Consider the following 26,830-nt stretch of genomic DNA (forward strand, 5'->3'; position numbering starts at 1 on the left):
AATGGCGAACCGGTCTGCAAGTGGCCGGCATGGCGCGTTATACGGGGATAGATCGGGTGGAGGCAAGGGCACAAGGGCGCACCAAGGGGGGCTTCATCGCCGGGGTGGCATTTTTCATCCTGGTCATGTGGGGGCTCTACCAGACTGCGCTGGATGTTAAAGACTGGCTGACAGATGCCAGTCGGTTGCCCATGAGCGAGCTGTTGCTGCAGGGGCAACACGAATATTTGAAAGCCGATGAGTTGCGCGCCGCCGTGCTGGATGGCGCCGAGTTGCGCAACTTCTTCGAGCTGGACGTGAACGAATTGCAGGGGCGGTTGAACGCCCTGCCCTGGGTGGCCCAGGTCTCGGTACGCAAGAAGTGGCCGAACAAGATCAAGGTCTACCTCACCGAACAGGCAGTGGCGGCACGCTGGAACGGCAACCGCTTCGTCAACACCAAGGGTGAGGTGTTCAGTGCGCCGGACAGGGTGAAGAAACCCCTGATGCAGTTGTCCGGGCCCGATGATCAGGCCGCCAAGGTGCTGGAAGCCAGCCATCAGTACGAGACGCTGCTGGCGGCCAAGGGATACAAGTTGTTGGGGGTGAATCTGACCCCCCGCCATGCCTGGGAACTGACCCTGGATGGCAACATTCAGCTGTTCGTGGGGCGCTCGGATATCGCGCTTCGCCTGCAGCGGTTTATCGATGCCTTTCCGGTCATCGAACCCCGTGAGCGGGTCGCTTACGTGGATCTTCGATACGACACCGGGATGGCAGTTGGCTGGAAGAAAAGCGAAGAGAAAGTGAATGACCAACACCGCAGATAGAAATTTGATTGTCGGACTGGATATCGGCACGACCAAGGTGGCGGTACTGGTTGGCGAAGTATTGCCCGATGGCGAACTCAATGTCATCGGCATGGGCAGCCACGCTTCTCGCGGGATGGAGAAGGGCGGGGTCAATGACCTCGACTCCGTGGTCAAGTCCCTGCGCCGCGCGGTGGAAGAGGCCGAGATGATGGCTGACTGCCAGATAAGCTCCGTCTATCTGGGGCTGTCCGGCAAGCACATCGATTGCCGCAACGAGACCGGCATGGTGCCCATCTCCGATGAAGAGGTGACCCAGGAGGACGTGGACAACGTCATCCACACCGCCAAGTCGGTGCGACTGTCGGACGAACTGCGGGTGCTGCACGTGCTGCCCCAGGAGTTTGCCATCGACTATCAGGAAGGGATCAAGAATCCGGTCGGTCTCTCCGGTGTGCGGATGGCGGCCAAGGTGCACCTGATCACCTGCCACAACGACATGGCTCGCAACATCGAGAAATGTGTGGAGAAGGTCGGTCTGCGGGTGGATCAGCTGATCTTTTCGGCCCTGGCTTCCAGCTATGCGGTGCTGACCGAAGACGAGAAGGAGCTGGGTGTCTGCGTGGTGGACATTGGTGGCGGTACCATGGACATGTCGCTGTTTACCGGCGGTGCCCTGCGCCACACCAAGGTGATCCCCTACGCCGGCAGCACAGTGACCAGCGACATCGCCTACGCCTTCGGCACCCCGCCGCTGGACGCCGAAGCGATCAAGGTGCGCTACGGTTGCGCCCTCGGCCGCCTGGTCAGCAAGGAAGACAATATTGAAGTCCCCAGTGTCGGCGGTCGCCCGGCGCGCAGCCTGCAACGGCAGACACTGGCTGAAGTGATTGAACCCCGTTACACGGAATTGCTCTCCATGGTGAATGACGAGCTGGTACGGGTGCAGAGCGAATTGAAGGCACAGGGGGTCAAGCATCAGCTGGCGGCCGGTGTGGTATTGACCGGTGGCGCGGCCCAGATCGAAGGCATTGTGGAGTGCGCAGAGCAGATCTTCCAGAGCCAGGTCCGGGTGGGCGAACCCATGAACATTCGGGGATTGAGCGATTACGTGCAGGCACCTGTGTACTCGACCGCGGTCGGGCTGCTGCAGTACGGCCGTACCAATCAATCCACCGGCAGTAGCAAGGAATATGCCGCCAAGGCAAGCGTAGGTGGGCTGGTCAAACGGGTCAGCAACTGGTTGCGTGGCGAGTTCTAAAGATTTTGCTGAGTCAGGCAAATAAAGCGGAGAGACAACATGTTTGAATTTATGGATAGCCACACTGACGAAGCCGTCATCAAGGTGATAGGTGTGGGTGGCGGCGGCGGCAACGCAGTCGAGCACATGGTTCGTCAAAACATCGAGGGTGTTGAGTTCATTACCGTCAACACCGACGCCCAGGCACTGCGCAACTCCAGTGCCAACACGACTCTGCAGATCGGCGGTGGCATCACCAAGGGTCTGGGGGCCGGAGCCAATCCGGAAGTGGGCCGTGATGCCGCCATGGAAGACAGGGAAGCGCTGCGTGAGCTGCTGACCGGTTCAGACATGGTGTTCATCGCCGCCGGCATGGGCGGTGGTACAGGTACGGGTGCCGCACCTATCGTGGCCGAAGTGGCCCGGGAGATGGGTATCTTGACCGTCGCCGTCGTGACCAAGCCGTTCTCCTTCGAAGGGAAGAAGCGGATGGGCTTCGCCGCCCACGGTATCGAGGAGCTGTCCAAGAACGTCGACTCCCTGATCACCATCCCCAACGACAAGTTGCTGAAGGTGCTGGGTCGCGGCATCTCCCTGCTGGACGCCTTCAAGGCGGCCAACGATGTACTGCTGGGTGCGGTACAGGGCATTGCCGAGCTGATCACCCGTCCGGGCCTGATCAACGTCGACTTCGCGGACGTGCGTACCGTGATGCGTGAGATGGGTACCGCCATGATGGGTACCGGCTCCGCCTCCGGTGATGACCGTGCCGAAGAAGCGGCCGAGAAGGCCATCTCCAGCCCGCTGCTGGAAGACGTGGATCTGGCCGGTGCCCGTGGCATCCTGGTCAACATCACCGCCGGCATGGACATGACCATCGAAGAGTTCGAAACCGTGGGTAACGCGGTCAAGGCCTTCGCCTCCGAGAACGCCACCGTGGTGGTGGGTACCGTAATCGACCCGGAAATGCACGACGAACTGCGTGTGACCGTGGTGGCCACCGGTATCGGTGCCGAGCGCAAGCCCGACATCACGCTCGTAAAAAATAATATGGTACAAGAGCGTCCGGCCCGTCAGCCCCTGATCAGCGAAGCCCTGCAGTCTCGCGTGATGGAAGAGGCCCCGGCCAAGGTGGTGAACGCCGAGCCGCAGGCTCGTCGCGAACCGGATTATCTCGATATTCCTGCGTTCCTGCGCAAGCAAGCTGACTAAGCCTCGTATGGCCCTGGTTTGTTTGTTGCTTAAGGATTGTGCTAAGATGGCCCGGCAACGACCATCTGGTCAGGAATTTGAGCTGTTAAGCGGATACGCCCATGATTAGACAAAGAACCTTGAAAACGAGTGTCCAGGCCACCGGTGTGGGCCTGCATTCGGGCCGGAAAGTCACAATGACGTTCCGTCCGGCGCCTGTTAACACAGGGATCGTTTACTTGCGTACCGATCTGAATCCTGTGGTCGCGCTGCCAGCCAACGCCGATCAGGTGCGTGATACCGTGCTTTGTACCGCTCTGGTAAACGAAGCCGGTGTCCGCGTGTCAACCATCGAACACCTCTCTGCCGCCCTGGCCGGGATGGGGATCGACAACCTCTATGTCGAGGTCGACGCCCCCGAGATCCCGGTGATGGATGGCAGTGCGCACCCGTTCATCTACCTGCTGCAAGAAGTGGGTATACGTGAGCAGAATGCGCCCAAGCAGTTCGTGCGGATCAAGCAGAGCGTGCGGGTTGAAGACGGCGACAAGTGGGCGGAATTCCACCCCTATCGCAACGGCTTCAAGATGGATCTCGAGATCGATTTCCAGCATCCGGTATTTGAAGGCCGCAACCAGCGTTGCGTGCTGGACTTCTCCGGTGCCTCTTTCGTGAAAGAGATCAGCCGTGCCCGTACCTTCGGCTTCATGCGCGACATCGAGTACCTGCGTTCCCAGAACCTAGCCCTGGGCGGAAGCCTGGAAAACGCCGTGGTACTGGATGACTATCGGGTGCTGAACGAAGATGGCCTGCGTTACGAGGACGAGTTCGTCAAGCACAAGATGCTGGATGCCATCGGTGACCTCTATATGTGCAACCGCAGCATCATAGGTGAATTCCGTGCCTACAAGACGGGCCATGCCCTGAACAACAAACTGCTGCGTGCCTTGCTGGCCAAGCAGGAGGCCTGGGAACTGGTGACCTTCGAGGCGGAGGGCGACAAAGCGCCCATCGCTTACTACGATAACGGTCTGGTTCTGGCCTGATAGCTGTGCAACAGGACGTCGGTCATCTCTCCGCACCGACGTCCTGTCATTTGTTTATTCCATCCTTTAATACCGATTATCTCCCGGTTTTATTGCCCGTGCTGGCTCCTGGCCTCACCTGACCGAGAAGACAGATTTCTATGAGCATTACCCTGATCCTCAACGGTAAGCAGCGCCGCAAGTTGCACTTACCCAAACAACGTCTGGCCTGGGTCGGCGGTATCCTCTTCACTGTATTGGCACTGAGTGGTGGTTGGCTCTGGCAGAGCTGGCACCAGAAAATGGAGGCGCTGGAAGTCGCGCTGGCCATGGCCGAACAGCAAAAATCCACGCAAGGGGCAGATGAAGCCCGTGAACAGCTTGCCATGCTGGCCGCCCAGGTGGGCACCATGCAGGGGCAGCTCGGCCGCCTCAATGCGCTCGGCGAGCGTCTGACCGAGAAGGCAGACCTCGATCCCGACGAATTCAATTTCAAGGAGCTGCCCCCCATGGGTGGCCCTTCCTATGACGAAGAGCTGGAAGTGAGCCTGGGCGAGCTGCAAGCCTCCATGAAACACCTCAGCCAGCAGCTCAGCAGCCGTGAAGAACAGCTGTCGGTACTTGAATCTTTCATCATGAATCACCATATCACCGATGCCGGTTTCATCTCGGGTTCACCGGTGAAGCAGGAGCGAGTCTGGATCTCCTCCGGGTTTGGTGGACGGGTAGACCCGTTCAACGGTCGCGCCAAGATGCACAAGGGTGTGGATTTTCGTGGCAAGCCCGGCACTCCCATCCTGGCGACAGGCAAGGGGATCATCAGCTGGGCAGGCCGCCACCCGGAATTTGGCAACATGGTGGAGATAGACCATGGCAATGGTCTGGTGACCCGTTATGCCCACAACTCCAAGTTGTTGGTGGATGTGGGCACCCTGGTCGATGAGGGCCAGAAGATTGCCTTGATGGGGCGTACCGGTCGTGCGACCGGGGTCCATCTGCATTACGAAGTGTTGAAAGATGGTCGTCAGGTCAACCCCGCGCGCTTTCTGAATGCCAGACGGGGTTAGGTTTTTTCTTCAGGTTCCAGTGACGGAACGCTTATATAACCAAAACAGTTGGTACACATGATTAGCACACTGCTCACCAAGATTATCGGCAGCCGGAACGACAGAACGCTCAAGGCTTTGCGCAAAATTGTTAAACAGATCAATGCGATGGAGCCTCAGTTCGAGGCCTTGTCCGATGGCGAGCTGCAGGCGAAGACCGCCGAGTACCGTCAGCGCCTGGAGCAGGGTGAGACCCTGGAGCAGCTGTTGCCGGAAGCGTTCGCCACGGTGCGCGAGGCGTCCCGCCGGGTGTTCGGCATGCGTCACTTCGACGTGCAGCTGATCGGCGGCATGGTGCTGAACTCCAACCGCATCGCCGAGATGAAGACGGGTGAAGGCAAGACTCTCACCGCGACTCTGCCTGCCTATCTGAACGCGCTGACCGGTCGCGGTGTGCACGTGGTGACGGTGAACGACTATCTGGCCAAGCGTGATGCGGAGGCGAACCGTCCGCTGTTCACCTTCCTCGGCATGACGGTCGACTGCAACGTGCCCGGCATGGACGCGTCCCAGAAGCGCGACGCCTACGCCGCCGACATCACTTACGGTACCAACAACGAATTCGGTTTCGATTACCTGCGCGACAACATGGCGTTCTCGCCCGAGCAGCGCGTGCAGCGTCCGCTCAACTACGCGCTGGTGGATGAGGTGGATTCGGTGCTCATCGATGAAGCCCGTACTCCGCTCATCATCTCGGGTCCGGCGGAAGACAGCTCCGCCATGTACACCCAGATCAACAAGCTGATCCCGCTGCTGGTCAAGCAGGACAAGGAAGACTCGGAAGAGTATACCGGCGACGGCCACTACACCGTGGACGAGAAGAACCGGCAGGCGCTGCTGACCGAAAACGGCCAGATCTTCGTGGAGGAGCTGCTCAAGAAAGAGGGGCTGCTGGCGGAAGAGGACTCCCTGTTCTCCGCCACCAACATCAGCCTGCTGCACCACGTCAACGCCGGTCTGCGTGCCCATACCCTGTTTGAACGCAACGTCGACTACATAGTCCAGAAGGACGAGATCGTCATCGTCGACGAGCACACCGGCCGTACCATGCCGGGTCGTCGCTGGTCCGACGGCCTGCATCAGGCGGTCGAGGCGAAGGAAGGGGTCAAGATCCAGAACGAGAACCAGACCCTGGCCTCCATCACCTTCCAGAACTACTTCCGTCTGTATGACAAGCTGGCGGGCATGACCGGGACTGCGGATACCGAAGCCTTTGAATTCCAGCAGATCTATGGCCTGGATACCGTCGTTATCCCGACCAACAAGCCGATGGTGCGCAAGGACATGGGCGATCTGGTCTATCTGACCGCCCAGGAAAAGTATGCCGCCATCGTCGAAGACATCCGCGGCTGCGTCGAGCGTGGTCAGCCGGTGCTGGTCGGTACCGTCTCTATCGAGAACTCCGAGCTGCTGTCCGGCATCCTGACCAAGGAGAATATCCCGCACAAGGTGCTGAACGCCAAGTTCCACGCCATGGAAGCGGAAATCGTCGCCCAGGCCGGTCAGACCGGCGCAGTTACCATAGCCACCAACATGGCCGGTCGTGGTACCGACATAGTGCTGGGGGGCAACTGGCAGGCCGAGATCGCCGCGCTGGAAAACCCGACCAGCGAACAGATTGCCGAGCTGAAAGCGGCCTGGCAGGTGCGTCATGACGCCGTACTGGCCGCCGGTGGCCTGCACATCATCGGCACCGAACGTCACGAATCCCGCCGTATCGACAACCAGCTGCGCGGCCGTTCCGGTCGTCAGGGGGACCCGGGTTCCTCCCGTTTCTACCTCTCCATGGAAGATACCCTGATGCGGATCTTCGCCTCCGATCGCGTGACCGGCATGATGAAGAAGCTGGGCATGGAAGAGGGCGAGGCCATCGAACACCCCTGGGTGACCAAGGCCATCGAGAACGCCCAGCGCAAGGTGGAGGGTCGCAACTTCGACATCCGTAAAAACCTGCTCGAATTCGATGATGTGGCGAACGACCAGCGCAAGGTGGTCTACGAACAGCGCAACGAACTGCTGGACACCAACGACATCTCCGACACCATCCATGTCATCCGTGACGATGTCTATGGCAGCGTGATCGACGAGTACATTCCGCCCCAGTCCCTGGAAGAGATGTGGGACGTGCCTGGTCTGGAAGCGCGCCTGAAGTCTGATTTCGCGCTGGACCTGCCGCTGCAGCAGTGGCTGGCGGAAGACGACAAGCTGTATGAAGAGAAGCTGCGCGAGCGCATCCTGGAAGAAGCCACCAAGCTCTACGCCCACAAGGAAGAGCTGGTCGGCAAGGACGTATTGCGTAACTTCGAGAAGGCGGTGATGCTGCAGACCCTGGATGGCCTGTGGAAGGAGCATCTGGCGGCCATGGATCACCTGCGTCAGGGCATCCACCTGCGCGGCTACGCCCAGAAGAACCCCAAGCAGGAGTACAAGCGCGAGTCCTTCGATCTGTTCACCCAGATGCTGGAAACCCTCAAGCGCGACGTGGTCAGCATCCTGAGCCGGGTACAGGTCCAGGAGCGCGACGTGGAGGCGATGGAAGAGCAGCAGCGCCAGCAGGCGGAAGCGGCTCCCCGTACCTATACCCATGCCGCCGCCGAGAACCAGCTGGCCGACGAGGAGACCCAGGCCGACGCGGCGCCGGTGACCTTCGTGCGCGACGAGCAGAAGGTCGGTCGCAACGATCCCTGCCCCTGCGGATCCGGCAAGAAGTACAAGCATTGTCACGGTCAGTTGACCTGAGTGACCTAATGCCATGACAAGGCGGGCCCGGTGCCCGCCTTGTTTTTGTCGCATGGCGACGCAAAATCGGATGTCAGGCATCATCGGCAGCTCACCCAACCGGGGGTTGGGGTCATAGAGCGACCCGATCAGGCAGAGAATGCAAAGGTAACAAGATGGAACAGAAAAAGCGGATCTGGGTGGCGGTCGGTGTCATCGAGAATGAACGGGGCGATATCTTCATCGCCAAGCGCTCCTCCGATCGCCATCAGGGGGATCGCTGGGAGTTTCCCGGGGGCAAGGTGGAGTCGGGGGAAGACCTGCTCACCGCGCTCGACAGGGAGCTGTGGGAGGAGATAGGCATCCGGGTGCAGGATTGCGCCCCCTTCATGGAGCTGCACCACGACTACCCGGACAAGCAGGTGCTGCTGGATATCTGGAAGGTAACCCGCTTCCTGGGCGAACCCTTTGGCAAGGAAGGGCAGGAGTGTCGCTGGGTGCCGCTGGCCGAGCTGCACAACTACCACTTTCCCGATGCCAATGGTCCCATAGTGGCGCGGCTGCAGGCCGCGTTGGCGTGAGCCGATGGCAAGAGACAATGAAAAAGGGCCAATCGGCCCTTTTTCATTTTGCAGAGGCGAATCCGCCAGGGCCTATAGCCACTGGTCGCCCTCTTCCGGATCCGGCAGCAGATCCGGATTGATCTCCCCCGGGATCCGCTTCTCTTCATCGGCCCATTCGCCGAGATCGATCAGCTGGCAGCGCTTGCTGCAGAAGGGACGAAACGGGCTCTGGGGACCCCATTCCACTTCGCTCTGACAAGTCGGGCACTTGACCTTGGTGACCATCTGGATGCCTCCTTAGCAGCAGGCGAGCTGGAAAGGCACATCGCCAATCGGCTGTTCTGCGGTGGGCAGAAAACGCAGGGCGAAGCGGTTCTTGTGGCCGCTCAGGGTCGGGTAGCAGGGCTGGGGTCCGGTCAGACGGATACGGATCAGTTCGGCCCCCTCGGCGGTATCCTGGAAGAAGCCGTTGGTGGCAACCTGATCGCTGAAGTGACCAGACTCACGCCACAACCGCAGCAGCAGGGAGATGGCGTTCATCAGCAGATTGATGTCGCTGAGCCATTGCTGCATCTGTTGATGACGAGCCACCGCCGGCGTCACCAGCCAGTGGTGCAGTTGTGGCACGTCGAAGGCGCACAGGCCACCGGGAATGGAGAAGCGCTGGCGGATGGAGCCGAGCAGACGATCCTCTTTCAGACGGGCGCCGGGGCGAGGGGAGTTGAGCAGGTTGCGGGAAAGCTGGGTGCTCTCCTGCTGCATCCGCTGGATCTGCTCGAGGTCAACGTCCGGCAGGCTGGCCCAATGGCTCAGACGCTGGCCGAGCCGCTCCAGATCCTTGATCAGATCGGCGCGCAGATCACCGCGCTCCAGCAACTCCTGCAAATCGAACAACCCCTTGAAGAAGGCGATGTGTGCCCAGGACTGGTCACTCTCCAGATTGTCGCGGATCTGGGAAAACAGGGACTCCAGACGAAGATAGGTCCGGCTTTTTTCGTTGAGGGGAAAATCGTAAATCATGCCTAATCCTGGCCAGCCATAAACCGGCCTAGTGTACTCACACTTGGGGGGCTTGTTGAGAGGCAAATGCCAGATATGTCTCGTGCAGCGCTAAAATTCGCTCCCGTATGGTCTCAGTCGTGCCACTCTGGTTGTCCAGTACGTCATCGGCCATCGCCAGACGCTCGCTGCGGCTCGCCTGGGATGCCAGTATGGCCTGGGCCTGCTCCCGGCTGACCCCGTCCCGGCGACAGGTTCGCTCGATCTGGGTCGCCTCATCCACGTCGATGACCAGCACCCTATCGGCCAGCTCGGTGAGCCGGTTTTCCACCAGCAAGGGCACCACCAGCAGGCAGTAGGGGGAGCTGACTGCCGCGCACTGGCGCAGCATCTCGCTGCGAATGATCGGATGGAGCAGGGCGTTGAGCCAGGACTTGGCCGCCGGATCGCTGAAGATCCGCTCGCGCAGGGCTCGCCTGTCCAGCTGTCCCTGCCCGGTCAGCATCTCTGGGCCGAAGTGGCTGGTGATGGCGGCCAGGGCCGGGGTGCCGGGTGCCACCACGTCGCGGGCAATCAGGTCGGCATCGACGACCTCTATCCCCAGGGCCGCAAACTGGTTGGCGACGGTCGTCTTGCCGCTGCCTATACCGCCGGTGATGGCTACCACATACATAGATTTGTGATCCCCTTGCTAGAGAACGATGCCCAGATACCAGCGGGTGATGTTATCCCCCCACAGCAGCGCTATCCAGCCCGCAATGGCGAGGTAGGGGCCAAAGGGGATGGGTTTGCCCTGATGGTGGTTGCGCAGCAGAATGAGCCCTATGCCGATGATGGCGCCGACCAGGGACGAGAGCAGCAACACTATGGGCAGTGCCTGCCAGCCCAGCCAGGCACCGAGCGCAGCCAGCAGCTTGAAGTCGCCATGGCCCATCCCCTCCTTGCCGGTCAGCAGCTTGAACGCCCAGTAGAGGCTCCAGAGCACCAGATAGCCCGCCATGGCACCGATCACCGCATCGGCCAGCGGCACAAAGCCGCCCGCCAGATTGAACAGCAGACCGCCCCACAGCAGCGGCAGGGTGAGCTGATCCGGCAGCAGCATCTTGTCCAGATCGATGAAGGTGAGAGCCACCAGTACCCAGGTCAGCAAGAGCGCGGCCAGGGTGCCCCATCCCGGAGTCAGGGTCGCCGCGACGGCGACCGACAACAGGGCGGTCAGCAGTTCGACCAGGGGATAGCGAGCCGAGATGGGCGCCTTGCATTGTCGGCAGCGGCCCTTGAGCCAGAGCCAGCTCAGCAGAGGGATGTTCTCCAGCGCGCCTATGGGGTGATCGCAGTGCGGGCAGCGTGAGCGTGGCACCATCAGGTTGTAGGGTTCGGCGGGGGAGGCGGCCACTTCGCTGCCGAAGTAGTCACTGTATTCGGCCTGCCACTCCCGCTCCAGCATGATGGGCAGGCGATGGATCACCACGTTCAGAAAGCTGCCAACCATCAGGGAGAAGAGAAAAACCAGGGAGAGATAGAGCCAGGGCAGGCCCTGGGCCAGTTCGATCAGAGGCACCATAAATCAACCGCTTGCGTTGAGAATCAGGATGGCAGAGGACCAGAACGAGCCATGCCCGCTGGCCACTCTGCCGAAGGGGCTCAGTGTATCACAGAGCCCAGCTTGAAGATGGGGAGGTACATGGCGACGACCATGCCACCGACCAGCACCCCGAGCACCACCATGATGATGGGCTCGAGCAGGCTGGTGAGACCATCGACCATGTCGTCCACCTCCTGCTCGAAGATGGCGGCAACCTTGGAGAGCATGTCATCGATGGCGCCGGACTCTTCACCTATCATCACCATCTGGATCACCATATCGGGGAAAAGATCCACGGTGCGCATGGCGACGTTGATCTGCATGCCGGCCACCACCTCGTTGCGAATGGCCAGGATGGCCGTGCGATAGACATAGTTGCCAGAGGCGCCGGCAGCGGAGACCAGGGCATCCACCAGGGGAATCCCGGCGGAGAAGGTGGTGGAGAGGGTGCGGGCGAAGCGGGCCATGGCCGCCTTGTGCAGTATGTTGCCCACGACCGGAATAGTGAGGATGAATCTGTCGGTGCTGTCCCGTACCTTCTGGGATTTTCGCCAGGCGCGCACGTAGAGGAAGATGGCGAGGGCTATGCCGCCAAAGATGATATACCACCAATCCTGCATGAAGCGGGAGATGCCAATGACGAATCGGGTGAAGACTGGCAGCTCGGCCCCGAAGCTCTTGAAGATCTCCTCGAACTGGGGAATGACGAACAGCAGCAGTATGGAGGTCACGACGATGGCGACCAGGATGACCATGGCGGGATAGAACATGGCCTTCTTGATCTTGGACTTGAGCGCCTCACTCTTCTCACGGTATGTGGCAATTCGGTCGTAGATGGTTTCCAGCGCACCGGACTGCTCCCCAGCGTCCACCAGATCGCAGTAGAGGGCATCGAAGTGGCGTGGGTGGCGGCGCAGCGCCTCCGACAGTGGGGTGCCGGTTTCCACATCGGTGGCGATCTGACCGATGAGTTCGCGTACCGCCGCCTTCTCATGACCGCGGGCGATGATCTGCAGGCTCTGTACCAGTGGCACACCGGCGGAGAGCATGGTGGTGATCTGGCGTGAGATGACGGCGATGTCCATCGGCTTGATCCGGGCACCACCTTTGGAAAACAGTCCCTGGCCCTGCTTGCTGACCTTGGTGACATTGACGCCCTGTTTGCGCAGCTCCGCCTTGACGGTGTTGATGTTGTCGGCCTGGAACTCACCGGAAACCTTCTGCCCCTTGCGGTTGAATCCATGCCAGCGGAAGGAGAAGACCTTTTTGGGTGTGTTACGTTTTTGCGCTAATGTTGCCATCACTGCATCCTGCAATTGGGCGACGGTGGCCGGATGAGGTACTGCCCGTCCGGTTCATCTTGGCTTGAAGAACATCATCGGGGTGACTGTATCGGCCTCACCCGGCTTAGTGACTCTAACCCTACGTATTCAGTTGGTCGTGATCCTGTTGATCTCGGCCAGGCTGGTGACCCCCAGACGGGCCTTCTCCAGGCCGGAGATGCGCAGGGTTCGCATGCCCTCTTTCTGGGCGATGGCGGCGATTTGCAGCGAGTTCGCCCCCTGCATGATCAGTTTGGCGATGTTGTCCGACATCAGCATGATTTCATAGATGCCGACCCGCCCTCTGTATCCTCCCGAACACTCCTTGCAACCGACCGGTTTGAACAGGCGCAAACCGGCGGCCAGCTGCTGCTGGGTAAAGCCCAGCTCCAACAATTCGGCTTCCGGCACTGCCTCGGGCACCTTGCAGTGATCGCACAGCTTGCGGGCGAGGCGCTGGGCCATGATCAGGGTCACCGAGGAGGCGATGTTGAAGGCGGGTACCCCCATGTTCATCATCCGGGTCAGGGTCTCGGCCGCCGAGTTGGTGTGCAGGGTCGACAATACCAGGTGACCTGTCTGGGCCGCCTTGATGGCAATCTCGGCGGTTTCCAGGTCCCGGATCTCCCCCACCATGACGATGTCGGGATCCTGGCGCAGGAAGGAGCGCAGGGCGCTGGCGAAGGTGAGCCCCGCCTTGGGATTGATCTGCACCTGGTTGACGCCGGGCAGGTTGATCTCCACCGGATCCTCGGCGGTGGAGATGTTGACCTCGTTGGTATTGAGGATGTTGAGACCGGTATAGAGCGACACCGTCTTGCCCGAGCCCGTGGGGCCCGTGACCAGTATCATGCCCTGTGGCTTGGAGAGGGCATGCAGATATTGCGCCTTCTGGCGGTCGTCGAAGCCGAGTTGATCGAGATTGAGGCGAGATGCTGACGAGTCCAGCAGGCGAATGACGACCTTTTCTCCCCACATGGTGGGGAGGGTGTTGACCCGCATGTCCATGGATCTGTTACGGGAAATCTTCAGCTTGATCCGCCCATCCTGGGGCAGGCGCCGCTCGGCGATATCGAGCCTCGCCATCACCTTGAGACGGGCCGCGAAACGGTTCGCCAGATTGACCGGCGGGGTGGCGATTTCGTGCAGTATGCCGTCGATCCGGAAGCGGATCCTGTACTTGGTCTCATAGGGTTCGAAATGCAGGTCGGATGCGCCACGCTTGATGGCGTCCATCATGATCTTGTGAATGTATTTGACGATGGGGGCATCGTCGTCGGCGGTGTTGACGCTGTCGTCGAGACGGGAACTCTCATCGGAGACCTCGAGCTCGGAGATCTCGGCCTCGTCGATGTGATCCATGCCCAGGGTATCCTGCTCGCTCTCCATCAGCTTGCCGATGGCGGCGGTCAGCTTGCCCTCTTCGACCAGTAAGGCCTCGGTGTGCAGGCCGAAGCTGAAGCCGAAATCCTCCAGTGCCGACACATTGGTCGGGTCCGACATGGCGATATAGAGGGTGTGGCCCTGAGTGTAGATGGGCAGCACATGATGTTTCTCGATAAGCTTCTGATTGAGGTACTTCTGCGGGATCTCGCCCAGATCGAAGGCGGCAAGATCCAGCAGAGGTACCCCATATTCCAGTTCGCAAAAGTCGGCGAGGGCCTTGCTGTCGAGTATGTCGTTCTCGATGAGGAAGGTGACAAAAGGCTTGCGCTGCGCCCTGGCCTGGCTCAGATAGCGCTGTGAGTCCGGCTCACTGAGGAGGGAGGAAGCGGCCAGGCTGGTGGCCAGGCCGCTATTGAGGCTAGAGGTCATGCGTTAGCAGATGCCAGCAGCAAGACATGTGCTGACTGAGCCTGAAACATCATTTGCCCAAATCAACTTACCGTTTGTGGGGGTGGGAGTGAGAATGTAATTTTCCCCTTCAAGGCCATCAACGGGCGAGCCCGATGCACCAACTGCGGTAGCAGTGATCACCCCATCAGTTGTATCCAGCGAAGCGAGTAACCCAGTGGCACCTGATGGGTTTGCTGGAACGCCGTTAATGCCTTGATCACAGACATCTAAATCATTCAGATTGCTGTAGCAGACTTCAACAGCGGCTTTTGCAGCTCCAGTTGCCGCAACTACCTCTGTAAAACGGGCTTTCTTGGTGTAGTTCTGATAAGCCGGCAGGGCGATGGCGGCCAGAATGGCGACGATCGCAACGACTATCATCAATTCGATTAGCGTAAACCCTGACTGTCTTTTCATGTCAAATATCCTTTTTTCCATGGTTCCTGAAAAGTACCGGTGGAAATCTATCCACACACCAGCATCTTATCCGAGCGCTTCGGGTTGGCAACAGAGGCAGGGCCCTTGTTAACCACTTTTCTGTCATTTAGTGAAAATGATAGCAAAATCAAGGATTAAATGGTCTCTAATGACGCTTCTCAAGATTGGGGAGGGCCCATCTTCACACTCCTTATGTCGTGGGATCCTGCATAAAGAAAAGGCGCCTATGGCGCCTTTTGCAAGTTTCGAGCCCTGTAATATTTTGGGGCTGGGTGGACTCGTTCTACTCGCTCAGCTTTCGATAAAGCGCATCGAGAGGTCCAGCGCCCGTACGTGCTTGGTCAGGGCTCCCACCGAGATGAAGTCGACGCCGGTGGCCGCATAGTCGGCCAGCGTCTCCAATGTGACGTTGCCGGAGACCTCCAGCTTGGCGCGGCCTTGGTTCACAGCAACGGCTTCCTTCATCATGGGCACGTCGAAGTTGTCCAGCATCACTATGTCGGCCCGGGCGCTCAGCGCCTGCTCCAGCTCGGCCAGGGACTCCACCTCCACTTCCACCAGTTTGCCCGGGTTGAGGCGGCGCGCCTCGGTAATGGCTTCCCGGATGCCGCCGCAGGCGAGGATATGGTTCTCCTTGATGAGGTAGGCATCAAACAGACCGATACGGTGGTTTTTTCCGCCGCCGCAGGTGACGGCATACTTCTGGGCACTGCGCAGGCCGGGCAGGGTCTTGCGGGTATCGAGCAGGCGACACTCGGTCCCTTCCAGCTCGGCCACGTAACGGGCGGTCAGGGTGGCGACCCCGGAGAGGGTCTGCACGAAGTTCAGGGCATTGCGCTCGCCGGTCAGCAGCACCCGGGCCGGGCCATGGAGGCGGAACAGCTCCTGATTGGGGGAGAGGCGCTCGCCATCCTGCACCTTCCACTCCACCTTGACCTCGCCACCGAGCTGGGCAAACACCTCGTCGACCCAGGGCTGACCGCAGAATACGCCGGCCTCGCGAGTGATGACGCGCGCCGTCGAGATGCGATCCGCCGGGATCAACTGGGCGGTGATATCGGCGCTGGCATCCGGTTGATCCAGTGCGGTGAGGGCATCGCCCAAGTCTTCGAGTAGTGCGGCGCGCACGGCGCGGCTGATGTCCTGTTGTAACATGCCTTATTCCTGCAAGGGTCTGAGAAGCAACTGCCTGTCTTTCTGACGTAATTCCAGCCTGCCTAGGGCATTCATGCCCACCAGGATCTCCTCCCCGTCGGCAGCCGGATTGATAAAGACGGACAAATCGTACAGGGTCAGTGGGCCCATCGCCAGGCTTTCGATCCGGCCTGTCTCGACCTGGATCTGACCCGCCGCCGTATTGACTTGGCTGCGACCGGTGGCGACGAGGCCGAGGCGTGATGCCACCTGGCTCGGTATGGTCACCCGGGTGGCTCCCGTGTCCAGCAGCAGTTGCACCGGCTGGTCGTTGATGGCACCCTCCAGACGATAGTGACCGCTGGCATCGGCCTTGAGCAGCAGCTCGCCGCTGGCGGTCACGCTGGGTTTGGCGCTGGAGTAGAAGTAAAGGGTGAGCAGACCCAGCAGTGAGAGCCAGGCCAGCAGCCAGAGACGGCGTGCCATCGGGTGCATATGGGGTCCAGTGCCTTGCAAGTGATGGCTCAGCCTAACACAGCTTTACCCATGGATTCAGAGGCTTGTTTCCGGTTTCTTGCGGCGGCAGGCAAGGTCCATGGTGTCCCTCTCCCCATTGTTGAGTCGAGTAGACGATGACTGAACCCGCAACCATTTTTTCCATCGATCGCGCAGGCTGGTGCGAACAGGCCCGCAGGGTGCCTTCGCCCCATCACAATGAACGGATCGGCCCGGACGACATCTCCCTGCTGGTGATACACGGCATCAGTCTGCCGCCGGGAGAATTTGGTGGCCCCTGGATCGACGATCTGTTTCTCGGTCGCCTGGATCCCGACGCTCACCCTTACTTTGCCCGCATTCATCAGCTGCGGGTCTCCGCCCACTGTCTGATCCGCCGCGATGGCGAACTGGTGCAGTATGTGCCGTTCACTGCACGAGCCTGGCATGCGGGGGTATCGAGCTGGGAGGGGCGGGAGGCGTGCAACGACTTCTCCATCGGCATCGAGCTGGAAGGAACCGACGAGCTGCCTTACAGCGATGCACAGTATGAGGTGCTGGCAGGCCTCAGTCGGGCCATATCCAGCCAGTATCCCGAGGTGACGGCAGCACGCATCGTCGGCCATTGCGACATAGCGCCGGGTCGCAAGACGGATCCCGGCACCAGTTTCGAATGGCTGCGCTATCGTGGAATGCTCAACTTTGAGTAAAAAATCCAAACATTAGTTTGTATTTTTAAAATCAATGGCTTGCCTTTTTGGTGAGCCATTTTTCATGCTGTTGGCCAAATGTTATCTGTGAGCAGGCTCATAAATATTGGTCAGACCATTTTCTATGAGCCATATCATGATTTCGCTTTTTTACCCCTAAAGTGGCAAGCTTCGTTCTTGATGCAGATCATATTTTGGGTGGACTTTTTCCAAGCCCTCTGCTAATTTTCGCCCCAATCATAGAATTGGTAATACCAATTTAACAAAGTAGCCTCATGCCCTATATCAAGATAACTCAGCCCAAGCTGGCCGACGCCATCGTCGCCGAGCTGGAAAGCATGATTCTGGAAGGCAGCTTGCAGCCGGGGCAGAAGCTGCCCCCCGAGCGGGAACTTGCCATCCAGTTTCAGGTGTCGCGGCCTTCCCTGCGCGAAGCCATCCAGCGCCTGGAAGCGAGGGGACTCTTGTATCGCCGTCAGGGCGGCGGCACCTATGTGCAGAATGCCTTGAGCAAGGGGATCGCCGATCCCCTGTTCGAACTGCTCAGTACCCACCCGGAAGCCCAGTATGACCTGCTGGAGTTTCGTCACGCGCTGGAAGGCATCTGTGCCTACTATGCCGCGCTGCGGGGGACTGAGGCCGACTTCGAGCGGATCCGCCTGGCGCAGTCCGCCATCGAAGAGGCGGGTCAGCAGGGGTCGCTGGTGGTCGAATCGACCGCCGTCACCCAGTTCTATCTGGCGGTGGCGGAGGCGTCCCACAACGTGGTGCTGCTGCACCTGCTGCGGGCCATGGGTCCCATGCTCGAACAGAACATTTTACGAAATAACGAGATTTTGAATCGCCGTCCGGGAGTGGTAGCCAAGATCCGTCGCCATCGTGCGAGCCTGATCGAGGCTATCCTGTCGGGGGCTCCGGAGCGGGCCAGGGCTGCTTGTCATGAGCACCTGGCCTTTATCGAGGACACCTTGTTGGATATGCAGAGGGAAGACAGCCGGATCCAGCGATCCATGCGTCGGATCCGTCAGCAGGAAAACTAATCCCACAAGGCTTTATTGTCGAATTCTTGCGCATCTTAACCGCCGTGCAATAACAATAGGAACCAGCCATGTCTGATATCCTGAAGAACGATGTGGACCCGATAGAAACGCTGGAGTGGCTTGCCTCTCTGGAATCCCTGCTGCGTGAAGAGGGTCCGCAACGCGCTCAGTTCATCCTTGAACAACTGGCCGAGAAAGCCCGCATCAGCGGTGTGGACGTGGCTGAAAAGGCGAATCGCGACTACATCAACACCATTCCTGCCAGCGACGAACCGGCTTACCCGGGCGACCTGGAGATGGAACGTCGCATCCGCGCCATCATCCGCTGGAATGCCATGATGATAGTGCTGCGTGCCTCCAAGAAAGACCTGGACCTCGGCGGTCACATGTCTTCCTTCGCCTCTTCCGCGACCATCTATGAAGTCTGCTACAACCACTTCTTCCGCGCTCGCAGCGAGAAGGACGGTGGCGATCTGGTCTACTTCCAGGGTCACATCTCCCCGGGCATCTACGCCCGTGCCTTCGCCGAAGGTCGTCTGACCGAAGAGCAGCTGGACAACTTCCGTCAGGAAGTGGATGGCAAGGGCATTCCTTCCTACCCGCACCCGAAACTGATGCCGGACTTCTGGCAGTTCCCGACCGTATCCATGGGTCTGGGCCCCATCGCCGCCATCTATCAGGCTCGCTTCCTGAAGTACCTGACCGACCGTGGCATCAAGGATTGCTCCGAGCAGACCGTGTACGCCTTCCTGGGTGACGGCGAGATGGACGAGCCGGAAGCCAAGGGCGCCCTGACCGTTGCCGTGCGTGAAAAGCTCGACAACCTGGTGTTCGTGGTCAACTGCAACCTGCAGCGTCTGGACGGTCCTGTTGTCGGCAACGGCAAGGTCATCAACGAGCTGGAAGGCCTGTTCGCAGGCGCCGGCTGGGATGTCACCAAGGTCATCTGGGGTCGCAAGTGGGATGAGCTGCTGAAGAAAGATACTTCCGGCAAGCTGATCCAGCTGATGAACGAAACCGTGGATGGCGACTATCAGACCATGAAGTCCCGCGACGGCGCCTACGTCCGTGAGCAGTTCTTCAACCGTTACCCGGAAACCGCCGCCCTGGTCAAAGACATGACCGACGAGGAGATCTTCGCCCTGAACCGCGGTGGTCACGATCCTCGCAAACTGTTCGCCGCCTTCTCCAAGGCCGCAGCGACCAAGGGCAAGCCGACCGTCATCCTGGCCAAGACCATCAAGGGTTATGGCATGGGCGAAGCGGCCGAAGGCAAGAACATCGCTCACCAGGTCAAGAAGATGGATCTGGGCTCCGTGCGTCACCTGCGCGATCGTTTCAGCCTGCCGGTCACCGACGAGCAGCTGGAAAACCTGCCGTACCTGAAGATCGAAGAGGGTACCGAAGAGCACAAATACCTGCACGCCCGCCGTGCCGCGCTGAAGGGCTATGTACCGACCCGTCTGCGCGAGAGCACCACCAAGCTGGAAATCCCGGCGCTGGATGCCTTCGGCCCGCTGCTGGGCGAGCAGGCGCGCGAGATCTCCACCACCATGGCGTTCGTGCGCTCCCTGAACGTGCTGCTGAAAGACAAGTCCATCGGCAAGCGCATCGTGCCGATCCTGGCCGACGAAGCCCGTACCTTCGGTATGGAAGGCCTGTTCCGTCAGATCGGCATCTACAGCCCGCACGGTCAGCAGTACACCCCGCAAGACCGCGACATCGTCTCCTACTACAAGGAAGACAAGCAGGGTCAGGTTCTGCAAGACGGCATCAACGAGCTGGGCGCCATGTCCTCCTGGCTGGCTGCTGCGACCTCTTACAGCACCAACGACTGCCCGATGATCCCGTTCTACATCTACTACTCCATGTTCGGCTTCCAGCGGATCGGCGACATGGCGTGGGCAGCCGGTGACCAGCAAGCCCGTGGCTTCCTGCTGGGCGCGACCTCCGGTCGTACTACCCTGAACGGTGAAGGTCTGCAGCACGAAGATGGCCACAGCCACATCCTGGCCGGCACCATCCCGAACTGCATCTCCTATGACCCGTCCTACGCCTATGAAGTGGCGGTGATCGTACAGGACGGCCTGCGTCGCATGTACGGCGAGAAGCCGGAGAACGTCTTCTACTACATCACCACCCTCAACGAGAACTATGCCATGCCGGCCATGCCGGAAGGCGCCGAGGAAGGCATCCGCAAGGGTATCTACAAGCTGGAATCCGTGGCCGGCACCAAGGCCAAGGTACAGCTGCTGGGTTGTGGCTCCATCCTGGGTCACGTCCGCACCGCCGCCCAGATCCTGGCGAGCGAGTACGGCGTGGGTTCCGACGTGTTCAGCGTGACCTCCTTCAACGAGCTGGCTCGTGACGGTCAGGACGCCGATCGCTGGAACATGCTGCACCCGACTGCGGCCGCCCGTGTGCCCTACATCACCTCCGTACTGGGTTCCGAAGCCACCATCGCCGCGACCGACTACATGAAGTCCTTCGCCGAGCAGGTGCGTGCCTTCGTGCCGACCGAGAACTACCGTGTACTGGGTACCGATGGTTATGGCCGTTCCGACAGCCGTGCCAACCTGCGTCGTCACTTCGAAGTGAACGAGTTCTACGTCGTTGTCGCCGCCCTGACCGAACTGGCCAAGCGTGGTGAAGTAGACAAGCAGGTTGTGGCCGACGCCATCGCCAAGTACGGCATCGATGCCGACAAGGTTAACCCGCTGTACGCGTAAGAGGATTGAGCGCCCTGTCCGGACTTGCGTGCCGGACAGGGCCTTGCCCAGGTTAATGCGACATAAGGGTAAGAGGACACACAGGGTCCGGACGGCAACAACGAGCCGGAACCTGCTCTTGCCAAGGTTAACGCGATAAACGTACGCGTAAGAGGATAAAGCACAATGTCCAAACAGATTATGGTGCCGGATATCGGTGCCGATGAAGTGGAAGTGACCGAGATCATGGTCGCCGTGGGTGACAAGGTCGAGCTCGACCAGTCCCTGATCGCCGTGGAAGGTGACAAGGCCTCCATGGAAGTCCCGGCTCCGGCCGCGGGTATCGTCAAAGAGATCCTGATCAAGGTGGGCGACAAGGTTGCCACCGGTTCCCAGATCATGATCTTCGAAGCGGAGGGCGCTGCTGCTGCCGCTCCGGCTCAGGCAGCCGCTCCGGTTGCCGCCGCACCGGCTGCCCCTGTTGCTGCCGCTGCCAAAGACGTGCACGTACCTGACATTGGTGACGACGAAGTCGAAGTGACCGAGATCATGGTCGCCGTGGGCGACATGGTTGAAGCCGACCAGTCCATCATCGCCGTGGAAGGTGACAAGGCCTCCATGGAAGTGCCGGCGCCGTTCGCGGGCCGCGTGGTCGAGATCAAGGTTGCCGCCGGCGCCAAGGTCTCCACCGGTTCCCTGGTGATGGTCTTCGAAGTGGCTGGCGCCGCGCCTGCTGCCGTTGCCGCGCCGGTTCAGGCTGCCGCTCCCGTGGCCGCTGCTCCGGCCGCCGCCGCTGCCAAAGAGGTCAACGTACCTGATATCGGCGGCGACGAAGTGGAAGTCACCGAGATCATGGTGGCCGTGGGTGACAAGGTCGAAGCCGACCAGTCCCTGATCGCCGTGGAAGGTGACAAGGCTTCCATGGAAGTCCCCGCGCCGTTCGCCGGTGTGGTCAAGGAGATCAAGGTGAAGGCGGGTGACAAGGTCTCCACCGGTTCCCTGATCATGGTGTTCGAAGTCGCTGGTGCTGCTCCTGCCGCCGCCCCGGTTGCGCAAGCTGCTGCCCCCGTTGCCGCCGCCCCTGCCGCTGCCCCGGTTGCTCAGGCTGCTGCCCCGGCTGCCGCTGCCTCCGATTTCGTGGCCAACGATGCCTACGTCCACGCCTCCCCGGCGGTTCGCCGTCTGGCCCGTGAATTCGGCGTCAACCTGGCCAAGGTGAAGGCTTCCGGTCGCAAGGGCCGCATCGTCAAAGAAGACGTGCAGGCTTACGTGAAGGATGCGGTCAAGCGCGCCGAGTCCGCCCCGGCTGCCGGTACCGGCACTGGCAACGGCATGAGCGTCGTGGCCTGGCCCAAGGTTGATTTCAGCAAGTTCGGCCCGGTTGAAGAGCTGGAACTGACCCGGATCCAGAAGATCTCCGGTCCTGCCCTGCACCGCAACTGGGCCATGATCCCCCACGTCACCCAGTTCGACGAAGCGGATACCACGGATCTGGAAGCGTTCCGCAAAGAGCAGAACATCCTGGCCGAGAAGCAGAAGCTGGACGTGAAGATCACCCCGCTGGTGTTCATCCTGAAGGCGGCCGCCAAGGCTCTGGAAGCGCACCCGCGCTTCTGCAGCGCCCTGTCCGAAGACGGCAGCAAGCTGATCATGAAGAAGTACATCCACATCGGTGTGGCGGTAGACACCCCGGGTGGCCTGGTTGTGCCGGTCGTTCGCGACGTCAACAAGAAGGGCATCCATGAGCTGTCCCGCGATCTGGCCGAGATCTCCAAGAAGGCTCGTGCCGGCAAGCTGACCGCTGCCGACATGCAGGGCGGTTGCTTCACCATCTCCAGCCTGGGTGGCATCGGTGGTACCAGCTTTACCCCGATCGTCAACGCGCCGGAAGTGGCCATCCTGGGCGTCTCCAAGTCTGAGATGAAGCCGAAGTGGAACGGCAAGGAGTTCGTGCCTCGCCTGATGCTGCCGCTGGCCCTGAGCTATGACCACCGTGTCATCGACGGCGCCGACGGGGCTCGCTTCATCACCACCCTGAGTGGCGTGCTGTCCGACATTCGTCGACTGGTTCTGTAAATGTAAATGAGAGGGCGAGCACAGAGCTCGCCCTTTTCACTTCTCATTTCATTAACAAAATTATAAACTTGCCCCGTTTTTTTCACGGCTGCAGCCGCCTTCTTTGGCATAAGACTGTGCTGTCCGGGGATATAGAACGACAAAGAGGTCATGATGAGTAAAGAGATCAAAACCCAGGTCGTAGTACTGGGTGCTGGCCCTGCCGGTTATTCCGCTGCTTTCCGCGCTGCCGATCTGGGTCTGGATACCGTTATCGTCGAGCGTTACTCCACCCTGGGTGGCGTCTGCCTGAACGTGGGCTGCATCCCCTCCAAGGCGCTGCTGCACGTTGCCAAAGTGATCGAAGAAGCCAAGGCGCTGGCCGAGCACGGCATCGTCTTCGGTGCCCCGCAGACCGACATCGACAAGGTGCGTCTGTGGAAAGAGAAGGTCATCAACCAGCTGACCGGCGGTCTGGCCGGCATGGCCAAGATGCGTAAAGTCCAGGTTGTGAACGGCTTCGGCAAGTTCACCGGCCCGAACACCCTGGAAGTGGAAGGTGCCGACGGCAAGACCACAGTGACCTTCGACAACGCCATCATCGCGGCCGGTTCCCGTCCGGTGAAGCTGCCCTTCATCCCCCACGATGACCCCCGCGTCTGGGATTCAACCGATGCGCTGGAACTGACCACAGTACCGGGCAAGCTGCTGGTTATCGGTGGCGGCATCATAGGTCTGGAGATGGGGACCGTTTACTCCTCCCTGGGCTCCGAGATCGACGTGGTGGAATTTGCCGATCAGCTGGTGCCGGCTGCCGACAAAGACATCGTCAAGATCTACACCAAGCGCGTTGCCAAGAAATTCAACATCATGCTGGAGACCAAGGTCACCGCAGTTGAAGCCCGTGAAGACGGCCTGTACGTCTCCTACGAAGGCAAGCACGCCCCGGCCGAGCCGGTTCGCTACGACAACGTGCTGGTCGCGGTCGGTCGTGTGCCGAACGGCAAGCTGATGGACGCCGAGAAAGCCGGTGTTGCCGTCAACGAGCGCGGTTTCATCGAAGTGGACAAGCAGCTGCGTACCAACGTTCCGCACATCCACGCCATCGGTGACATCGTCGGTCAGCCGATGCTGGCTCACAAGGGGGTGCACGAAGGCCACGTGGCGGCCGAAGTCATCGCCGGCAAGAAGCACTACTTCGACCCGAAAGTGATCCCGTCCATCGCCTACACAGAGCCAGAGATGGCCTGGGTCGGTCTGACCGAGAAGGAAGCCAAGCAACAGGGCCTGAACTTCGAAGTCGCTACCTTCCCCTGGGCTGCTTCCGGCCGTGCCATCGCCTCCGATTGCGCCGACGGCATGACCAAGCTGATCTTCGACAAGGACAGCAACCGCGTCATCGGTGGTGCCATCGTCGGTACCAACGGTGGTGAGCTGCTGGGCGAGATCGGTCTGGCCATCGAGATGGGTGCCGACGCCGAAGATCTGGCGCTGACCATCCACGCTCACCCGACTCTGCACGAGTCCGTGGGCCTGGCTGCCGAAGTGTTCGAAGGCTCCATCACCGACCTGCCGAACGCCAAGGCCAAGAAGAAGAAGTAAGTCTCTTCTTCCTTGCCATGATGAAAAGCCGCTCTCAGGAGCGGCTTTTTTGTTGCCGGACGATGAAAGAGATTTGTTCGAGGCCATTTGCTATGCTGAGGTTTCTGTCATCAACCGCCGACCCTTCCCATGCAAGCACCTGCCATACCCGAACAAGAACGACAGCGACTCGATGGCCTGCGCCGTCTTGCCATCCTGGATAGCACGGCGGAGGAGCGCTTCGATCGCATTACCCGGATGGCGCGCAACATGTTCGAGGTGCCCATCTCGCTCATCTCCCTGGTGGATGAGGAGCGGCAGTGGTTCAAGTCCCGCTGCGGTCTGGATGCGCAGGAGACGCCGCGGGATATCTCCTTCTGTGGTCATGCGATCCTCGGCGAGGAGATCTTCGTGGTGGAGGACGCGACCCGAGATCCACGCTTCGCCGACAATCCCCTGGTGCTGGGGGCCCCCCACATCCGTTTCTATGCCGGAGCGCCTTTGCACATCGCCGGTGGCTACAAGGTGGGCACCCTCTGCCTTATCGATCGCAGGCCGCGCCAGCTGGATGAGCGTCAGCGGGCCTTGTTGATGGATCTGGCGGGCATGGTGGAGCATGAGCTGGCCGCCATTCAACTGGCTATCCTGGACGAGCTGACCGGCATCACCAACCGTCGTGGCTTCATCATGCTGGGGCAGAAGTGCCTGCAGCTCTCTCATCGGCAGGGACGGGAGGCGAGTCTGCTGTTCCTCGACCTCAACCGTTTCAAGGAGATCAACGACACCCTGGGGCACGAGGTGGGGGATGATGCCCTGCGCCAGGTGGCATTGCTGCTCTCCCGGGTGTTTCGCAATGCGGATATCTTCGCCCGGCTTGGCGGGGATGAGTTCGTGGTGCTGCTGCCGGGCATAGGGGCGGAGCTGGTGCCCCGGGTGCTGGCCCGTTTCGAGAAGGCGCTGGCGACCTTCAACCAGGAGCAGGGCAAGCCCTATCAACTGCTTTGCTCCACCGGCGTTGCCCACTATGATCCGCTGCTGCCGCCCGATCTGGAACTGTTGTTGCAACAGGCGGACAAGCAGATGTACGACCGCAAAAAAAGGTACTAGCAGCGCCCTTTTTTCGCCTGCCCTGGCGGGCAGAAGGTGCGATAGCCGCCCTGGCGATGGTGGTGATCATCATAGCGGTAGTAATAGCGACCAGGGTAGCGGTCATCGTAATAGCGGCGGTAATAGCCATCGTGGTGATGGTGGTCATCGTAATAGCGATAGTAATGGCCCCCATGATAGCGGTAGTAGCCGTCAGTGACCCGGATATGGGCATCGTCCACGCTGAAATCTGCGCCGTGTACCCGTACCGGGCCACTGGTGCAGGCGGTGAGCAAGGCGCCAAGCAGTACCATCAGAATCCGCTTGTCCATAACAACCTCCTGGGGTTTCCCCTGATTATGCTGCCGTTCCCCATGGGCATCGGGGGAAGTTGGTGGCGTTGCGTCATGACTTGCCGCTGGCATAACCGGGAACATGCGGTGTTCCCTCAAGTATGGGGTAGAACATGGGTTGCGAGGACCGTGCTCTGCAGCGATCTGCCCTTGCTGGCGCTGCCGTTTCATTGCCGCGTCACACTGGCGTCACTGCATGATGGAATGGCTGATATGCCAGGCCTGAGCGGGTTTGGCATCAAAGGCGCAGCCCATGGTGGGGCTCAAGGTACAGGGGGAGAGGTGCATTCTGGTTGAGATGGTGGTCGATGCCAGCATGGGATCCCGTGTGACTCGGGGCTGTCCCCCGCATTAGGCCTGGTTGCGGCAGGCAGATGGCAGCCACAAAAAAAGGCGCTAGCAGCGCCCTTTCTTGGCCTGTCCCGGGGGACAGAAACGACCCCGCTGGCCGCCATGATAGTCATCATCGTAATAGCCATCATGTTGGCCATCGTAGACCCGGATCCGGGTGTCATCCACACTGACATCGGCGCCGTGCACTCGCACCGGACCGCTGCTGCAGGCCGACAACAGCGCCCCCAGTACCATTACCATCATCAGTTTGCCCATTTCCGTTCTCCTTGGTTCTCCTCTGATTATGCGGTATTTCGGCCGGGTTCCTGAGTCGAGTTGGCGCCGCTGCGTCATGGCTTGCCGTTGTCGAAGAACAGGGCGCGCGGCTGCGCTCCCTGAGTGAGAGGGGGGAAAAGTGGGGGCTCATAGCCGGAAGTTGCCGACCAGTTTGTCGAGCTCGCCGGAGAGCTGCTGCAGACTGCGGCTGGATGCGGTCAGCTGGTGGGCGATGTCGGCCGTCTCTG

Annotated in this window: 24 protein-coding genes; 13 read left to right on the plus strand and 11 right to left on the minus strand. The window is 60.2% G+C overall.

The genetic code is table 11. From position 1 onward, the window contains the following. Positions 1-56 precede the first annotated feature (56 nt). From ACWPWQ_RS16420 to mutT, 7 genes are all read left to right on the plus strand, one after another. A complete protein-coding gene (locus ACWPWQ_RS16420) occupies positions 57-809 on the plus strand; it encodes a cell division protein FtsQ/DivIB (RefSeq protein ID WP_025328455.1) in 753 nt (250 codons plus the stop codon). Next, positions 790-2,049, plus strand: coding sequence for a cell division protein FtsA (ftsA, locus tag ACWPWQ_RS16425; protein ID WP_025328454.1), 1,260 nt, complete (start codon positions 790-792; stop codon positions 2,047-2,049). Before ACWPWQ_RS16420 ends, ftsA begins: the two co-directional genes overlap by 20 nt. Positions 2,050-2,088: 39 nt before the next feature. Then, on the plus strand, positions 2,089-3,240 hold the full coding sequence (gene ftsZ / locus ACWPWQ_RS16430) for a cell division protein FtsZ (protein ID WP_005305686.1): 1,152 nt from the start codon (positions 2,089-2,091) through the stop codon (positions 3,238-3,240). Between the two features lie 101 nt (positions 3,241-3,341). Continuing rightward, positions 3,342-4,265: a UDP-3-O-acyl-N-acetylglucosamine deacetylase gene (gene lpxC / locus ACWPWQ_RS16435; RefSeq protein WP_042649033.1), complete on the plus strand. Its 924-nt coding sequence runs from the start codon at positions 3,342-3,344 to the stop codon at positions 4,263-4,265. Positions 4,266-4,405: 140 nt separating this feature from the next. Next, entirely contained in the window at positions 4,406-5,311 is a 906-nt protein-coding gene (locus tag ACWPWQ_RS16440; protein WP_042649032.1) for a M23 family metallopeptidase, read from the plus strand. 57 nt (positions 5,312-5,368) lie between these two features. Beyond that, entirely contained in the window at positions 5,369-8,089 is a 2,721-nt protein-coding gene (secA, locus tag ACWPWQ_RS16445) for a preprotein translocase subunit SecA (protein WP_139438998.1), read from the plus strand. Between the two features lie 155 nt (positions 8,090-8,244). Beyond that, positions 8,245-8,649, plus strand: a complete 405-nt coding sequence (gene mutT, locus ACWPWQ_RS16450) for an 8-oxo-dGTP diphosphatase MutT (protein ID WP_202047341.1) — start codon at positions 8,245-8,247, stop codon at positions 8,647-8,649. A gap of 72 nt (positions 8,650-8,721) precedes the next feature. Here the strand turns inward: mutT and yacG are convergent, their stop codons facing one another. From yacG to ACWPWQ_RS16495, 9 genes are all read right to left on the minus strand, one after another. Next, the gene (gene yacG / locus ACWPWQ_RS16455) at positions 8,722-8,916 is read right to left on the minus strand and encodes a DNA gyrase inhibitor YacG (RefSeq protein ID WP_042053535.1); all 195 of its coding nucleotides are present in this window, start codon (positions 8,914-8,916) and stop codon (positions 8,722-8,724) included. Positions 8,917-8,928: 12 nt separating this feature from the next. Beyond that, complete coding sequence (zapD, locus tag ACWPWQ_RS16460; RefSeq protein ID WP_454010267.1) at positions 8,929-9,651, minus strand: cell division protein ZapD; 723 nt, start codon at positions 9,649-9,651, stop codon at positions 8,929-8,931. Positions 9,652-9,688: 37 nt separating this feature from the next. Further along, entirely contained in the window at positions 9,689-10,303 is a 615-nt protein-coding gene (coaE, locus tag ACWPWQ_RS16465) for a dephospho-CoA kinase (protein ID WP_454010268.1), read from the minus strand. Between the two features lie 18 nt (positions 10,304-10,321). Continuing rightward, the gene (locus ACWPWQ_RS16470) at positions 10,322-11,194 is read right to left on the minus strand and encodes a prepilin peptidase (protein ID WP_454010269.1); all 873 of its coding nucleotides are present in this window, start codon (positions 11,192-11,194) and stop codon (positions 10,322-10,324) included. A gap of 80 nt (positions 11,195-11,274) precedes the next feature. After that, on the minus strand, positions 11,275-12,516 hold the full coding sequence (locus tag ACWPWQ_RS16475; protein ID WP_202047337.1) for a type II secretion system F family protein: 1,242 nt from the start codon (positions 12,514-12,516) through the stop codon (positions 11,275-11,277). A 129-nt stretch (positions 12,517-12,645) separates the two neighbouring features. Further along, a complete protein-coding gene (gene tapB / locus ACWPWQ_RS16480) occupies positions 12,646-14,352 on the minus strand; it encodes a PilB family type IVa pilus assembly ATPase TapB (protein WP_454010270.1) in 1,707 nt (568 codons plus the stop codon). Between the two features lie 3 nt (positions 14,353-14,355). Further along, positions 14,356-14,790: a type IVa pilus major pilin TapA gene (tapA, locus tag ACWPWQ_RS16485; protein WP_454010271.1), complete on the minus strand. Its 435-nt coding sequence runs from the start codon at positions 14,788-14,790 to the stop codon at positions 14,356-14,358. A gap of 312 nt (positions 14,791-15,102) precedes the next feature. Then, complete coding sequence (nadC, locus tag ACWPWQ_RS16490; protein WP_454010272.1) at positions 15,103-15,966, minus strand: carboxylating nicotinate-nucleotide diphosphorylase; 864 nt, start codon at positions 15,964-15,966, stop codon at positions 15,103-15,105. 3 nt (positions 15,967-15,969) lie between these two features. Continuing rightward, positions 15,970-16,440, minus strand: coding sequence for a retropepsin-like aspartic protease family protein (locus tag ACWPWQ_RS16495; protein ID WP_454010273.1), 471 nt, complete (start codon positions 16,438-16,440; stop codon positions 15,970-15,972). Between the two features lie 137 nt (positions 16,441-16,577). Between ACWPWQ_RS16495 and ampD the strand changes: the two genes are divergently transcribed. From ampD to ACWPWQ_RS16525, 6 genes are all read left to right on the plus strand, one after another. Beyond that, on the plus strand, positions 16,578-17,150 hold the full coding sequence (gene ampD / locus ACWPWQ_RS16500; protein ID WP_454010274.1) for a 1,6-anhydro-N-acetylmuramyl-L-alanine amidase AmpD: 573 nt from the start codon (positions 16,578-16,580) through the stop codon (positions 17,148-17,150). A gap of 275 nt (positions 17,151-17,425) precedes the next feature. Continuing rightward, the gene (pdhR, locus tag ACWPWQ_RS16505) at positions 17,426-18,190 is read left to right on the plus strand and encodes a pyruvate dehydrogenase complex transcriptional repressor PdhR (protein WP_005329211.1); all 765 of its coding nucleotides are present in this window, start codon (positions 17,426-17,428) and stop codon (positions 18,188-18,190) included. A 68-nt stretch (positions 18,191-18,258) separates the two neighbouring features. Further along, positions 18,259-20,919, plus strand: coding sequence for a pyruvate dehydrogenase (acetyl-transferring), homodimeric type (aceE, locus tag ACWPWQ_RS16510; RefSeq protein ID WP_139439018.1), 2,661 nt, complete (start codon positions 18,259-18,261; stop codon positions 20,917-20,919). 165 nt (positions 20,920-21,084) lie between these two features. Then, a complete protein-coding gene (gene aceF, locus ACWPWQ_RS16515; protein ID WP_202047331.1) occupies positions 21,085-22,974 on the plus strand; it encodes a pyruvate dehydrogenase complex dihydrolipoyllysine-residue acetyltransferase in 1,890 nt (629 codons plus the stop codon). Between the two features lie 153 nt (positions 22,975-23,127). Beyond that, on the plus strand, positions 23,128-24,555 hold the full coding sequence (lpdA, locus tag ACWPWQ_RS16520; protein ID WP_025328438.1) for a dihydrolipoyl dehydrogenase: 1,428 nt from the start codon (positions 23,128-23,130) through the stop codon (positions 24,553-24,555). A gap of 129 nt (positions 24,556-24,684) precedes the next feature. Beyond that, complete coding sequence (locus ACWPWQ_RS16525) at positions 24,685-25,641, plus strand: GGDEF domain-containing protein (protein WP_202047330.1); 957 nt, start codon at positions 24,685-24,687, stop codon at positions 25,639-25,641. Here ACWPWQ_RS16525 and ACWPWQ_RS16530 read toward each other — a convergent pair. Beyond that, the gene (locus ACWPWQ_RS16530; protein WP_005329198.1) at positions 25,638-25,952 is read right to left on the minus strand and encodes a hypothetical protein; all 315 of its coding nucleotides are present in this window, start codon (positions 25,950-25,952) and stop codon (positions 25,638-25,640) included. The genes ACWPWQ_RS16525 and ACWPWQ_RS16530 overlap by 4 nt on opposite strands. A 417-nt stretch (positions 25,953-26,369) precedes the next feature. Then, entirely contained in the window at positions 26,370-26,582 is a 213-nt protein-coding gene (locus ACWPWQ_RS16535) for a hypothetical protein (protein ID WP_202047329.1), read from the minus strand. Between the last annotated feature and the right edge of the window lie 248 nt (positions 26,583-26,830).

Source organism: Aeromonas sp. Marseille-Q7275 (assembly GCF_965119515.1).